13 protein-coding genes are annotated in these 14,753 nt (G+C 43.2%); 2 read left to right on the top strand and 11 right to left on the bottom strand.

What is annotated here, in order from left to right; genetic code table 11:
* Positions 1-63 precede the first annotated feature (63 nt).
* The 7 genes from prmC to V6W81_RS26500 form a co-directional block, all read right to left on the bottom strand.
* Positions 64-945: a peptide chain release factor N(5)-glutamine methyltransferase gene (gene prmC / locus V6W81_RS26470; protein WP_145045151.1), complete on the bottom strand. Its 882-nt coding sequence runs from the start codon at positions 943-945 to the stop codon at positions 64-66.
* Between the two features lie 24 nt (positions 946-969).
* Positions 970-2,037: a peptide chain release factor 1 gene (gene prfA / locus V6W81_RS26475; RefSeq protein ID WP_056702174.1), complete on the bottom strand. Its 1,068-nt coding sequence runs from the start codon at positions 2,035-2,037 to the stop codon at positions 970-972.
* Between the two features lie 543 nt (positions 2,038-2,580).
* On the bottom strand, positions 2,581-2,985 hold the full coding sequence (locus tag V6W81_RS26480; protein WP_338540849.1) for a VOC family protein: 405 nt from the start codon (positions 2,983-2,985) through the stop codon (positions 2,581-2,583).
* A gap of 76 nt (positions 2,986-3,061) precedes the next feature.
* A complete protein-coding gene (locus tag V6W81_RS26485; RefSeq protein WP_338540850.1) occupies positions 3,062-3,469 on the bottom strand; it encodes a hypothetical protein in 408 nt (135 codons plus the stop codon).
* A gap of 285 nt (positions 3,470-3,754) precedes the next feature.
* Positions 3,755-4,354: an SUKH-4 family immunity protein gene (locus tag V6W81_RS26490; RefSeq protein ID WP_338540851.1), complete on the bottom strand. Its 600-nt coding sequence runs from the start codon at positions 4,352-4,354 to the stop codon at positions 3,755-3,757.
* 262 nt (positions 4,355-4,616) lie between these two features.
* Complete coding sequence (gene ychF / locus V6W81_RS26495) at positions 4,617-5,717, bottom strand: redox-regulated ATPase YchF (protein WP_056702168.1); 1,101 nt, start codon at positions 5,715-5,717, stop codon at positions 4,617-4,619.
* 222 nt (positions 5,718-5,939) lie between these two features.
* The gene (locus tag V6W81_RS26500; protein WP_145044338.1) at positions 5,940-6,410 is read right to left on the bottom strand and encodes a GNAT family N-acetyltransferase; all 471 of its coding nucleotides are present in this window, start codon (positions 6,408-6,410) and stop codon (positions 5,940-5,942) included.
* A gap of 188 nt (positions 6,411-6,598) precedes the next feature.
* Here V6W81_RS26500 and V6W81_RS26505 point away from each other — a divergent pair, with 188 nt between their 5' ends.
* Entirely contained in the window at positions 6,599-7,030 is a 432-nt protein-coding gene (locus V6W81_RS26505; RefSeq protein WP_338540852.1) for a hypothetical protein, read from the top strand.
* A 114-nt stretch (positions 7,031-7,144) separates the two neighbouring features.
* On the opposite strand, the gene V6W81_RS26510 is transcribed toward V6W81_RS26505, so the two are convergent.
* The 3 genes from V6W81_RS26510 to V6W81_RS26520 all read right to left on the bottom strand — a co-directional run bounded on the left by V6W81_RS26510 (position 7,145) and on the right by V6W81_RS26520 (position 10,649).
* The gene (locus V6W81_RS26510) at positions 7,145-7,315 is read right to left on the bottom strand and encodes an aspartyl-phosphate phosphatase Spo0E family protein (RefSeq protein WP_338540853.1); all 171 of its coding nucleotides are present in this window, start codon (positions 7,313-7,315) and stop codon (positions 7,145-7,147) included.
* Positions 7,316-7,553: 238 nt separating this feature from the next.
* Entirely contained in the window at positions 7,554-8,918 is a 1,365-nt protein-coding gene (locus V6W81_RS26515) for a transcriptional regulator (protein ID WP_338540854.1), read from the bottom strand.
* Positions 8,919-9,305: 387 nt separating this feature from the next.
* Positions 9,306-10,649, bottom strand: a complete 1,344-nt coding sequence (locus V6W81_RS26520) for a transcriptional regulator (RefSeq protein WP_260985258.1) — start codon at positions 10,647-10,649, stop codon at positions 9,306-9,308.
* A gap of 412 nt (positions 10,650-11,061) precedes the next feature.
* Here V6W81_RS26520 and V6W81_RS26525 point away from each other — a divergent pair, with 412 nt between their 5' ends.
* Positions 11,062-13,092 (top strand): leucine-rich repeat protein, encoded by a 2,031-nt coding sequence (locus tag V6W81_RS26525; protein WP_338540855.1) that lies wholly within the window; start codon positions 11,062-11,064, stop codon positions 13,090-13,092.
* 263 nt (positions 13,093-13,355) lie between these two features.
* On the opposite strand, the gene fni is transcribed toward V6W81_RS26525, so the two are convergent.
* On the bottom strand, positions 13,356-14,423 hold the full coding sequence (gene fni, locus V6W81_RS26530) for a type 2 isopentenyl-diphosphate Delta-isomerase (protein ID WP_338540856.1): 1,068 nt from the start codon (positions 14,421-14,423) through the stop codon (positions 13,356-13,358).
* Positions 14,424-14,753: the final 330 nt, after the last annotated feature.

Raw genomic sequence — 14,753 nt, forward strand, 5'->3', positions numbered from 1 at the left:
ATCTTCGGTATATCTCATTGTAGAGGATTTCACGGCAAAAAGAAAACCTCCGCAATCTTACATTTATGTCACCTGTTCCGAAGTACGAACACCTAGTACATGCCGCTCGATTCCAGCAAGGTCGGGTACGATGATAATCTCCGGCCAATGTCCGGCAGATTCCAGCAAGGCAGCAATGTCACGCGCCTGGCCCTGCCCCAGTTCAAAACCAACAATTTGCGGCGGCGCTGGCAACAGCGTAAGCTGCTCCAGCATCACCCGGTACGGCGCAAGCCCATCCGGGCCGCCGTCCAAGGCAGTGCGCGGCTCATGATCGCGCACCTCAGGCTGTAACCCGGCGATATCTGCCGCCGGGATATAGGGCGGGTTGGACACCAGGATGTCCACCCGTGCCCCAGCGAACGGAGCGAGCAGATCGCCTTCACGGAAGTCGATCTGTACGCCGTTCGTAGCCGCGTTCCGCGCGGCTACTTGCAGGGCGGCCGCCGAGATATCCCCGGCGCCCACCTGCCACTGCGGGCGAAGCGTAGCCATCGTCACCGCGATGGCACCGCTGCCCGTGCCAATGTCGACGGCGTGCACTGCATCGCCGCTCGCAAACACGCGGTCGGCCTCGCGCAGCACAGCCTCGACCAACAGCTCGGTCTCCGGCCGCGGGATCAGCACGGCCGGCGTGACCTCGAACGGCAGCCCGTAGAACTCCTGGCTGCCGATAATGTATTGCGCCGGCTCACCCGCAGCCTTGCGCGTGACGGCGTCCTCCCAGCGGCTGCGAAGCTCGCTTGGGAAAGGCTCCGGCTGCATCATATAGTACTGGGCGCCATAGACGCCAAGTACATGTTCCAGCAGCAGCCGGGCGTTATTGTGCGGCTCGTACACGCCGCACTTCTCCAAAAAAGAGGAAGCCTCTACGAAGGCTTCCCGACAGCTCTGTCCCTGCGTCATCACAAACTGGGCGCGGGTCACAGATTATTCTCCTCTATCCATCATCTCAGTCTGCTGAGCAATGGTCAGTGCAGACAAGATATCTTCAATCTCTCCGTTCATAATCTGATCCAGCTTGTGCATAGTCAGACCAATACGGTGATCCGTTACACGGCTTTGCGGGAAGTTGTACGTACGAATCCGTTCACTACGGTCACCTGTTCCCACTTTGCTCTTCCGTTCAACCGAAATTTTCGCTTCTTCTTCCATACGTTTCATATCGAAGATCCGTGTACGCAGAACCTGCAACGCTTTTTCTTTGTTGGAGTTCTGGGATTTACCATCCTGACACGTTGCTACAATACCCGTTGGCACGTGTGTTACACGTACAGCGGATTTCGTTGTATTAACCGATTGTCCACCGGCACCACTGGAACAGAACGTATCTACACGGATGTCTTTGTCATGAATTTCAATATCAAAATCTTCCGCTTCCGGCATAACCGCAACCGTTGACGTCGACGTATGAATACGTCCGCCGGATTCTGTTGTTGGAATACGTTGCACACGGTGTGCACCGCTCTCGTATTTCATTTTGCTGTAAGCGCCGCGTCCGTTAATCATGAAGACAACCTCTTTGAATCCGCCGAGATCGTTCGTGTTCACGTCCATCAGCTCAACACGCCAGCCTTGTGCATCTGCATAGCGCGTATACATCCGGTATAGATCCGCTGCAAACAATGCCGCTTCATCTCCACCAGCCGCTCCGCGAATCTCCACAATAACGTTTTTGTCGTCATTTGGATCTTTCGGCAACATAAGCACACGAATCAGTTCTTCCAATTCTTTCTGGCGCGTGCTCAGCTCTTCAATTTCCATTTTGACCATTTCACGCATCTCATCATCTAACTTCTCGCCTTGCATTTCCTTCGCAGCATCGAGATCTTCACTTACTTGTTTGTATTCATTGTACGCATCGTACGTTGGTTGCAGATCGGATTGTTCCTTAGAATACTCGCGCAGCTTCTTGTTATCACTTGCTACATCCGGGTCACACAACAGCTCGCTGAGCTTGTCGTAACGGTCGGCCAAAGCCTGTAATTTATCCAACATTATATCGTCACCTCACGTATTATTTTCATTCATGTCGTTTCTTGCATACCGGCATTCGTACTATTTATAATTCTCAGTCGCACAGGATTTCCGTGAAATCCCCTGACCTTAGCATGGATTAAATATTCATATATGATCGACGATCGACGTATAACATCGCTACAACGTCATCAAATCCTTTACTTTTAAAGTGATATAAAGAAATCGCGTACCCTGTACAGAACCCGCTTCAACTCAGCGAGTTAAGTAACATCTTCAACCTAGGTATACGACTCTTAATTATAGCATATTCTTATGATTATGAATAGCAACCATTCTGCTACCGGATGAACTAAATTTTCCACTATGTATGACTGAACAGCATTGAACATAAGCAGGTAAGGAATCGTAAGGATATTCTATAGTGCAAAGTAATAAATGATTAGTCTCCGCGACCCTGAGCCGGTCTAAAAAGAGTAGGAAAAACGCCGATGACCTTCTTTTAGGCAACCGACGTTTCTTATTCATTCGTGTCCACAAGCTTACTTTTGGATGGAACGACTTCTATTGGCGTTTTGGCATCTGACTCTCGTCCATATATAGCAGGTTCCAACGGTGACCATCCAGATCGGCAAAGCCTGCACCGTACATCCAGCCGTCAGTTTCACTGGGCTTACCAAAGACGCTGCCTCCAGCGCTCTCTACTTTTTGGATAAAGGCATCTACTTCTTCCCGGCTCTCCGCACTAATAGAGAATATCACTTCTGCGCTATGGGAAGTATCAGCAATTTGGGAACCTGTAAATTTCTCAAACGTCGCATTCGGGAACAGCAGAATCGTCGTTTGACCTATAGTAAGCTTGGCTCTTTCGTGACCAACGTTCGCCGCATGGAATCCAATCTCATTGTAAAAGCGCGTCGACTTCTCAACGTCTTTGACCGGCAGGTTAATCCAAATATCCTGTGACATGGTCGTAGCCTCCTATACATTAAATTCACTATGCATAATATACTCTATTTCTGAAGCCAAAAAGTGAATTCTTCTCCTAGCTTTCCCTCTCCGTAACATAGCCCGTAATTTCCCACTGTCCTTCTTGATACGCTAATATCATTTCCAGAGCAATCGCACCTTCATTCGCACGATACTTACTGACCTCAAGTGTGATCTCATTCGGATTGTCTGACTGTTTGTACTTTTCCATAGTCAGGAGTATGCCTTTAAGCCTGGTTCCGTCCTGCTCCACAAGCTTCTGCTCGATCAATTGTTCATGGGTATAGTTATAGATGGGAACATTATATTTTTGTTGTAGGTAGGATTCAATCACTTCTCGCTGGGAATCTTCCAGAGGAATCGCTTCGTTCATCACCAGAGAAATGTACTCCATATTCGCATTAAGAGCCGTGTCTATCGATATCAATTCTTCTAACGCAACACGGTAAGGTTCGGTCTGCATATTCTGAGTATCTGCGGTATTCGTATCATTTGCACAAGCCGATGTCAGGAAAACAAATGCTACACCGAATGCAACATACACTAATTTAAGTTTTGTTAAAATGACGATCTCCCCTTATGGTTATTGTAACGTTACTACCTGAACGTTATTCAATACATAAGAGTTGCACATCCCGAGAAATTGTAATGGGTAATGATGAATCGGAAACTGAAAAACATCCTTCATCTATTCATGAAACTAAGTCATAGTATCTTCACTAGCATACTCGTTTCGGTTATGAGCGACCTACAGAAGGTCGTCCTCTAATTGTTCGAGCACAACACTCCACCAACTCTCTTCATCCGAGACACTCACCGGGTCTTTCTCCGTATAGAACTGTCGGAGCTGGTGAAGAGCATTTTTTCTAACTGATTCAGAAGGCTGTTGTACTGTAGGCTTAATCTCACCTCGCCTGAAAGCTTCTAGTTTCGCCTGTACTTGTTCCAGTGTCATCACACTCGGCTCAGAGGTTCTGGAATGCTCATGAATGAACGAAATGTATTGATGTAGGAACGCCAGAAATAGGCTTAGATTGGTGTTAATGACACTATATTCACCCGTCTGCCCATCCATCCTGTAGAGTGTGCCGACCTCCTCCTCCAGACCAAATAAAGTCGATGGATCCTCCCACTCATACCCGATTGGAAACAACGTTACGAGTTCATCTGGCGTTCGAACCAGTCCTTGATCTGTTAGGGGTGTAAAATGAACCCCGAGCACATGCTCACCTGCCAAACGGAATTGCGGCAATCCCGAGTGCAGCAACAGTTCCTGAATCTCCTTCGGCAATTGAGCAGCTTCAACTAAAGCTTTATCGTATCGAACATGGGTTAGCTGTTGTGCCATAGGCCACCTCCAGAATGTTCTTTCTTTTATTATATCCACCCCTTCTGGACAATCCAGTATGTTCCAGTGTTTATCATCGTTTTATTCTGCGAATTACACTGTGTTACACGTTCATACTTGTCATATGTTCATGTTCATCAGTAATACGTTGGGCTATATAAAAAAAAGCCCTGCCATCTTCCTAAGAAGGTAACAGAGCCATTTTCAATAGACCTACGTTGGTAGGTTCAGTTTTTTAAAGTTTGATACGTGGTTCAGAGGTTTATACGTTGAAACGGAAGTGCATAACATCGCCGTCGTTAACAACATACTCTTTACCTTCCAGACGAAGCTGCCCGCGTTCTTTGGCACCATTCATGGAACCAGCCGCGACCAGATCTTCATAGGAAACAACCTCTGCACGGATGAATCCGCGCTCAAAGTCAGTATGGATTACACCAGCTGCGCCAGGAGCTTTGGTACCCTTACGGATTGTCCATGCACGAACTTCCTGTACCCCTGCTGTGAAGTACGTGTACAGTCCCAGCAATTTGTAAGCTGCTTTGATAAGCAGGTTCAGACCGGAATCCTCGATGCCGAGTTCTTCCAGGAACATTTGTTTATCTTCGCCTTCCAACTCGGAGATCTCTTCTTCGACCTTCGCACTGATTGGCACCACTTCTGCATTCTCAGCAGCAGCGAATTCTCTTACTTTTTGCACGTAAGCATTGTTCGCTACATCGCCAATTTCGTCCTCAGCTACGTTGGCTGCATACAGAACAGGCTTGAGGGTAAGCAAGTGCAGATCGCGCACAATCAGACGCTCTTCATCGGTAAGCTCCATACTGCGTGCTGGCTTGTCTTCATACAGAACAGCCTTCACTTTCTCCAGTACTTCCACTTCTTGAGCAGCCGTTTTGTTACCGCCCTTCATGTTTTTCTTAGAACGGTCGATTTTTTTCTCAACACTCTCGATATCAGCCAGGATCAGCTCCAGATTGATCGTCTGGATGTCGCTAACCGGATCAATTTTACCATCCACGTGTGTGATGTTCTCATCGACAAAGCAACGTACCACGTGTACAATAGCGTCTACTTCACGAATGTGTGCAAGGAACTTGTTACCAAGGCCTTCACCTTTACTCGCACCACGAACCAGACCTGCGATATCTACGAATTCAAATGCCGTAGGTACTGTCTTTTTCGGTACAACGAGTTCTGTCAATTTGTCCAAACGCTCATCAGGTACTTCAACAATCCCTACGTTAGGGTCAATTGTACAGAACGGATAGTTAGCAGACTCCGCACCAGCTTGTGTAATTGCATTAAACAATGTAGATTTACCAACGTTAGGCAAGCCCACGATTCCAGCTTTCAAAGCCATGTATATGACAACTCCTCATTCATTACTTGTTCGGTTCGAATAATCCTATTCATTATATATGACAACCCCCAGTGCATCAAGGAAGTTCGCTAATTCGATATGAACGGAATTTAGATACCCATGCTAACGTTTACGTCAGAATCTCATATACGCATCGTTTCATCTCAGGATTCGAACAGTCTAGAGTGATAACGTAAGCTAGCTCAATATCATTTTCCTAATTTATTTCTGTAATTCCTTGTACATCGTTAGATCCGTGACCTCATATCCCATCTTCTTATACAAGTTGCTTGCACGACCATTATGTCCAAACACATGCAGACCAATTCGATCTACCCCCAGATGTATAGCCGTCTGTTCCAGTGCCTTCATGGTCTCCGTACCATAACCTTTGCCCCGATGCGCTTCTTCAACCACGATATCCAGTAGGAATGCCTCCCTGCCTCGACGGTTATCCGTAATATTGAACCAGATGTAACCTACGTTCCCGTCTACCTCATGAACGAGGTTATACACATAAGCACCAGGGGTATTCAACCCTTCTGGTAAGTATTTGTCATACGATGCTTCTGCAAGTTGCTGTGCTTCTTCTGGCGCCCACGTCCCTGCCTCTACCTTCTCTCGTGCAAAATCTTGAATGGAGCGAACGCGAAAACTCGCGAATTCTTGGTCACTCATAGGTACAAGTTTCATTCGGTTCTCCTTCTTTCTACTTCATCATCGTGCTATAACTTCCTATCTCACAGCATACGTAGATGCTCTATATTTCACAAGCTGTTTATCTTAGCTATGTATATCTATCTTCATGTAAAACGTGGCACAACCTTTACGCCCTAATTTGCGTTTAATACCATAATGTTAAGGAAAAGGAGAGAACTATAATGGACAAACGTCACAGGCGGTTCACGCCCAGATTTGTTATTCGCCTCATTGTAGCGTTGTTTGCTGGAGTAATCATATATCTCAGTTATCAAAATGCAATAGATCGATTCAAAGACTTCCGCATCACCATAGACAATCAGTCCGCATACGAACTTACTAGCATCCAAGCAGGGCTCATCGGCTCTAATAACACTGCAAACGTTAAGGATAAATCACTCTACATTCCGGGTCTAGATCTACCCAGTGGGAAAAAGATTAAGTTCACTCCCCAGCTTAAGCTGTCCGGAGAGGAAAGTATATATCTGAAATTCAAGGACAGCCGTGGCAGATACTACACCGAAACCGTCTGCGGCTATACCGAACACTTAACTGGACACACCCGTGTAACGGTAACTAACGATACGATATCTGTTAAAGAAGAATGCTCCTGAGCGAGTACGTACGTGGCATTCATCAATTGATGAATAGCCTGTCCACACTGTACTCATGATGAGATTAAATTATAGGAAGAGCGACTCGCCAAGAGCTCAGCCACAGTCGATGGTTTAGTTGATCGGCTTTTCTGTTTTGGCCTGGTTATATTCATTGATTAACTCATCCAGAATCATCGATTGCTTAATGACATTAGGATGCAGAAGATCTACATATTTCAGCTTCGTCTGATACAGCTTCTGCCTCGCTAATTCAATCTGTTTAATCAAGTCACTTCGCTCCATATTCATCCTCCCCTGATGTGATATTCTAGAGCATTCTGCTATTTAGTGGGAAAGGATATATACTCCAACTTGATTTTAATTTTACACTTCGTTCTGCACCACCCCGTAAAACCTTTCATGCTTATTTGTAAAAATCAACATAAAGAGGCGTTCCGTATGATTTAGCTTCCTCACTAAAGGAAGTCATCCACATAAGGAACACCTCGTATATCTGTTCTAGATACTAGCTTTCAAGGGATTAACTAGGGTGCGAGAATCGTTCACTAATCTTCTCCAAAAGAGCTGCTGCTTTGGTGCTATTCCCTTCCCCATTAGGAGAATCACGGAGTTCACCAAATAAACCAAGACAGTCCAGCATGGCATCCTTATTCCCGTTATTCATAGCAAATTCCAAGCCTCGTTGAAGATATTCCATGCCTTTATCATAGTTTCTATTTGTTAAATAATATGTTCCTAGGCCAGCCAATAATGAACCGTATTGGTCACTGGTTAAATGCTTACTAACTTTCCCAATCCTATTTTCCTGTTCCTGGTAAGTAAAATAGGATTCATACTGTTCCAATACCGAGTCAATGTTCATACGATATCGATTCGCTGCACTTACAATTGCACATAGAGCTGGGAAGATTTCATTCTTTCTTTCAGATATATATTCAAGATAAGACTCGAGAACCTCAACATTCCCTGACTTCAGTTCATACAAATACCGATTGGCTTCCGCCCATTCATTAAATTGTTGAATAACTATCATTTCTGCTTCATTAGGCGACTTTATCCACGTATAATTGCTATATTGTTCAACATACTTCAGGGCGTTCTTGTAATCACCAAGATAAGAGTACGCACTCCCTTTTGCTAGGTGGGCATACAGCACATAAAAAATAATCTCCTTTTTCACCCATTCATCTTTACGTCTTCCATACAATTTATAGTGAATTTCTGCTCTCATCCTCAATTTGTCACTCAGTTCTAACAGCTTACTCCAATTTCGCAATGAACTATATACATTAATTAGATCATTCAATCCATCAAGCTGATACATCTCATCCAGACGATCTACAAACAACTCAAATTGAGTTGCAAGAGACTGATTATTTTGTTGATTGTTAGAAAGTCCGATTGTAAATAGACGATACTGACTTAAAGCCAGTCGTTCCGAATGTTGCATCTTCTCACTCTCAGCAACACTGTAATAGAGAGGGCGGGCAGCTTCTAGCTTTCCTTCTGAAAACAATTGTTCTGCCAGATCAAACAAATGGGGTGCATATGTGAGATTATCCATCACTAGATTGATCGTTTCTTTTATATTCTCAATTTGATTTAATTCAGCACAGCGGTACAAAAAAGGACCTAGTCTGCGCCAATCTGGATTAGCATTTACAAAGCTTTCATTTATGTATAGTCCATAAAAGTACCCTTCAGGTAAGCCCATCCCCACGGTGAGTCGATCTAACTGTTGCACACCTATAGGACGCTGCCCACTTAGGGTACTGCTTAATGTGCCTGAATTAATACCGGATACCTCTGAAAACTGATGAAGTGTCATGCGTTTGCTTTTTAAATAATCCTCGAAATAATCACGAATGGTCGCTGCTGAGTTCAAGAAAACACCACCTTATCTGAGGTATACGACTGAGTAGTAATAAATAAGAATTATACAGCACCCCTTCAATTTATATCAATTTTATATTTTATTTGGTAACCAGGTCTTTGTAATAAACTTTAAGGTTATCCCCAACTCTGGGCTTCGTCTCACCAAATTTATAATAGCCCTATGCTCATCCGCATAGGGCTTCTTGGCTGTATAAATTAAAACCTCAATGGTGTAAATCATCAAGTCATATTAACTGTTAGCTACCCATTCCATGACCATTCGTTGTCATGATCACAGGAGGTGTTTCAGGAGGTACTGGTTGAGTAGTCGGGATTAATATAGACACCGCTACACTACATGTAATTGCGATTAAAGCTAATTTGGATTTCATTTTCATCACACCCCACAAATCAAATTTTTGTATTTCACTTTATCCTCTTCAGATGCATAATTTCGAAATTCCTCGAACGTTTTGATGCAACTCAACATGCCGTCTTTATTCTTAATTGTACTAGCGAGCTCTAGGCCCCGAAGGATAAAATGAATTCCTCTACTAAAATCTCGATGAGTCAGATAATACGTCCCTACATCTGCTAGTAAATTGACATACTGGTCACTCGTATATTGTTCGCTAATTTTCCCGATGTCACTGACTTGCTCTCGGTACATAAAGTAAGACTCGAACTGATCAAGAATGGAATGAATATTCATCTCAAATTGATTAGCTGCGGAAACTATTGCACACAAAGCAGGGAAAATTTCATTTTCTCTTGCTGAAATGTAGTTTAGATAGCTTGGTAACACTTCTGTCTTACCAGACATTAACTCATACAAATAGGAGTTACCCTCAGCCCATTCCTCAAACTGACGAATGATTCTTATTTCGTCATCACTCGGGTCATTAACCCAACTATGATCCTTGTATAAAAGGATATACTCCATTCCCTGTTCATATTCTTTTTTATTGAAACAAACTTCACCAAGCGCCAAATAAGCGTATAGAACATAAAATATAACCTGCTTTTTAGTTCTAGTCTCTGTCGCTCTGGATATCTTCTTGAATTCATACTGAATAGTTGCCTTTACTTTCAATTGTTCAGCCAGGATCTCCACCTTGTCCCAGCGTCGTAATGAAGCATAAACATTAATCAAGTCATTTAACCCATCCAACTGATAGGGCTCGTCGAGACGATCCACAAAAAATTCAAATTGGGTTGCTAGTGACAAGTTTTTTTGCTGATCTTTACCAAGTCCGATAGAGAATAAACGATACTGACTCAGAGCCAATCGTTCGGAGTGCTGCATCTTCTCGCTCTCAGCCACACAGAAATAAAGGGGTTTAGCAGCCTCTAGCCTCCCTTCTGCATATAGTTGTTCAGCCAACTCAAATAAGAGAGGGGCGTAGGAAAGATTATCCATTAATAGTTTAACGGTCGCTTCGATACACTCCACTCTACCGAGTTCGGCACAACGTTTAAGAAAAGGGCCTATTCTACGCCAATCAGGATTCGTATTAACAAAACACTCATTTATGTATAAATCATAGAAATACCCCTCAGGTAACCCCATCCCTGCAGTGAGTCGATCTAATTGCTGAACTCCTATGGGACGTTGCCCACTCAACGTACTACTGAGCGTGCCTGAATTAATACCTGATAATTCGGAAAAAGAGTTCAGTGTCATATGTTTACTCTTAAGATAATCTTCGAAATGGTCGCGAATTGTGGTAATTGAATTCAAGAGAACACCACCTTTCAATAGGAAATTAGGCAACGGTCAATAAAATTATACATTATTTTTACATTTAATATCAATATTTACTTGTAAATTATTACCTATGGTTAAAAATTTAAATATACCATAGCTTATTCGTGATCATAATTAGGTTAAATAGAGCCGTCCTTCTCTTAATTGAAAATATTAAATTTCCCTATAATCGAAAATCCTTATATAAAAAAATGCAATCAAGCCTGGGGCTAAATCACATCTTTTATTATTATTCAGATTTTAATTACAAAGATTTCTTTACACTCAGAGCATGTAAAGTGAAGTGTGCTATATTTCAAGTGATTGTAACAAGACACAACCAATATGTTTTTATGTTTAATTTTAGTTTTAACTTAGAATTTTAATAATTAGAAGGAGAATGAGTATGAAAAAAATAGTGGGATTGATATTAGCAGTAGCATTGTTAGTTTCACCAATCAGTATTAATAAGGTATATGCTGATATGCCAAGCGAATTTACATATGCAGTGCATAATTCAATGGCGACAATAACCGGATATACGGGTAGTTCAAGCGATATTATTATCCCTGATGAAATAGAGGGGTATCCCGTAACTGCCATAGGAAATGAAGCGTTTCGTTCTAAAAGATTAACAAGTGTAACGATTCCCGAAGGTGTACTATCCATTGATAGTAGCGCATTTCATAGTAACAATCTAACAAGTGTAACGATTCCGAACAGCATCACTTCTATTTCAGATCGTGTTTTTGCTTCGAATAATATCGTTGATCTTGTTATCCCTGATAGTGTGACAAGTATAGGAGATTATGCATTCTCTTCTAATAATCTAAGTAATGTTACACTTTCAAACAATGTTACGTTTATTGGCTCCGGTGCTTTTTTCTATAATAATTTAACAAGTATCAATTTACCTAATAACTTGACAAGTCTGAGTGAATCGGTATTTTTGAGCAATAAATTAACAAATATAATTATTCCTGATAGTGTTACAAGTATTGGTGATGCTGCCTTTCAAAGTAACGAATTAATAAGTGTGACGATTCCTGATAGTGTAACTACAATTGGAGAAGGAGCATTTGCTAGTAATAAGCTAGTTAATGTTAGTATTCCAAATAGTGTAACATCTATTGAGACAGATGCATTTTCCAATAATAAACTAGTGAGTTTGACTATTCCAAATGGTGTAACTTCTATTGCAAGTAGTGTTTTTAGCAACAATGAATTAACGAGTATAACTCTTCCAAATAACTTAACTCAAATAGGGTACGGTACGTTTTATCAAAATAAACTAAGCAACGTAACGATCCCGGCTAGCGTCACAAGTATCGGTCCAGACGCTTTTGCTTCTAACAGTCTTAATACGATTACGTTTGAGGGTAACTTACCGTCATTGGACGCGTCAGTTGTTGCTTCGCAAACAAAACCAAATTATACATTTGAAAATTGGTATAGCGACGAAACATTGCAAGCAGCTTGGGACTTTACTAATTCAATAGATCCTAATACAACACTTTATTCAAAATATATTTCCGATAAATTAACGGTATCTTTTAATAGTAATGGTGGTAGTCATGTGGCGGATCTAGCTGATATAAACTATGATACGACGATTACAGCACCAGTGGCTCCAACAAGGTCAGGTTATGTATTCGGAGGATGGTATGTAGATCAAGCTCTTACAACAAATTGGAATTTCGATACGGACAAAGTCACAGAAAATAAAACATTATTTGCAAAATGGAATGCTATTAATAACCCACCGGTTGTTCCACCAGTTACGTCACCAGCTCCAGTTACATCACCAGTTGTACCATCAGTTACAACATCAGTTACGCCAGCAGTTACACCACCAGTTGTCGAACAGGAAATTGAGGATACAGAAAACATTGATTCAGAACAAGAACCTGAAACACCAGTAGAAAAATATTTTACTGATATAGATGGACATTGGGCTGAGAATAGTATTAATGAATTAGCACAAAAAGGGATATTGAAGGGATATGATAGTGGTCAATTCGGTCCAAATGACTTCATCCAAAGACATCATCTTGCATTGTTGATCAATCGTTTAGTGAAGCTTGATGCAGTAAAGGAAGCTGTAAACTTTGAAGATGTGCCGACGAATCATCCGAGCTATAGTGCAATATTGAACCTACAGCAAGGTGGAGTTATTGATGGTTATAAAAATTCATTTAATCCATCAGGGCAGTTAACACTAGGTGAGCTTGCGAAAATATTAGTTCATGCGTTTAATATAGAGCAAGCTAAAATTACAGGAGAAAATCAACATTGGAGTTATATTTATACCCAAACTTTATCAGAGTTAGAGATTATGAAGGCAGAAGACATTGAAAATGGTGTGAATAAACCCGTAACAAGAGCCTTGTTGGCTGATGTTTTATATCGATTGTTACAGTATAAGCAGTTAATATAACTGTTTCAATTCAATAGTACATTAGGTTAATTGACAAGGACTTTCATGTAGATCCGGCTTACAGTATTACTACTAAAAAACCTTTCTTTTATTTGACTAACCATCAAGTAAAAGAAAGGTTGTTTGTATTATTGGGAAGGATATTGCTGAGGGGCGAATCTCCCGGGAAACGCATTGTGAGCTTTGGGTTCGCACCTGTCAGAATAGAAAACTCCCCCTTACTGGGGACAGCAACAAACCCCATACTCTACCTATAAATTATCCTATCGTCTCTCCATAAGCCTAGACGTACCACGCAACTCATCTACAGTCCCAGCACCAATACCGAACATCACGGTGCGTAGCTCGAACTCGACCTGCTCTAGACGCTGGCTTAACGCTTCATCAGAAGCAACCGCCGATTCAAGCAGCGAGCGTCCGAACCCGGCAAGGTCAGCGCCAAGTGCGATCGCTTTAGCCGCATCGACTCCGCTATGCAGTCCGCCGCTGCCGATGAGCGCGCCTGCTGGATTCAGCGTACGCACCTCACGGATGCAATCCGCTGTTGGAATGCCCCAGTCTGCGAATGCTTCTGCTGCAGCACGTCGTACCGGATTGGTATTCCGATATTTCTCGACCTGTACCCAGCTCGTGCCGCCAGCACCTGCTACATCCACGAAGGCTGCACCTGCTGCATATAACCGCTGTGCCATCTCGCCATCCATGCCGAAGCCTACTTCCTTCACACCAACGGGGACATCCAGCTTCGCGCACAGCTCCTCGATCCGATGTAACAGCCCACTGAAGTCAGTGTTGCCCTCGGGCTGGAAAATCTCCTGCAAGCTGTTCAGATGCAGCACAAGCATGTCGGCACCCGCAATGTCCACAGCACGCTGGAAGTCAGCAGTGGTGAAGCCGTAATTCAGTTGCACTGCACCAAGGTTGGCGATGACCGGGATGTCTGGTGCCCAGCGCCGTACATCGAAGGTATATGCTAGTTCGGGCTGTTCCACGGCAGCCCGGATTGAACCTACGCCGAGCGCCCAGCCTCTGGCGTTCGCTACACGCGCCAGCCGCTCATTGATGGCGCCAGTTGTTTCGCTTCCGCCCGTCATCGAACTGATGAGCAAGGGCGTACGTACTTTTTTTCCAATAAAGGCTGTCTCTAGACTCACCTCGTCAAAGTTCAATTCAGGCAGTGGATTATGACGAAACGCATACCGCTCCATCCCACTGGTTATCCCTTCCCCTGCCACATTCTCCTCAAGACAGAGGCGCACATGCTCCAGCTTCCGTTCGCCTGTAGCCACTTCAGGAAGCAGTCTTTTGCCAGCTCGCTCTTGTTCGTTCATGATGAGACCCCCTTATGTGAGAATTGCGCTGATTGACAGGATAACCTGCCCACTTTCCTACTTCTATATAAATTAAACTATCGTTATTTACACTGACCACTCCGATGACAGAACAACCCTCCGATCGCTGTTATCCCCAGATTTTTCTGATTCCTTTTTCCAAAGGGAAAATCCAGGGATGGCGTATGCTTCCGAAGTAGCTTTCTTTCAGAAAGCTTTGAGGCGAACGCTTCGCTTCTTCACGTTATTTCTGTCCTCTCCGCTCTTGTGTAAATGTCTAGTTCAATCTATAAACTCATTGTTCCATTGCACTTCTATGTATCGTACAAA

Origin of the sequence: Paenibacillus tundrae (assembly GCF_036884255.1) — a bacterium.
Taxonomy (GTDB): Bacteria; Bacillota; Bacilli; order Paenibacillales; family Paenibacillaceae; genus Paenibacillus.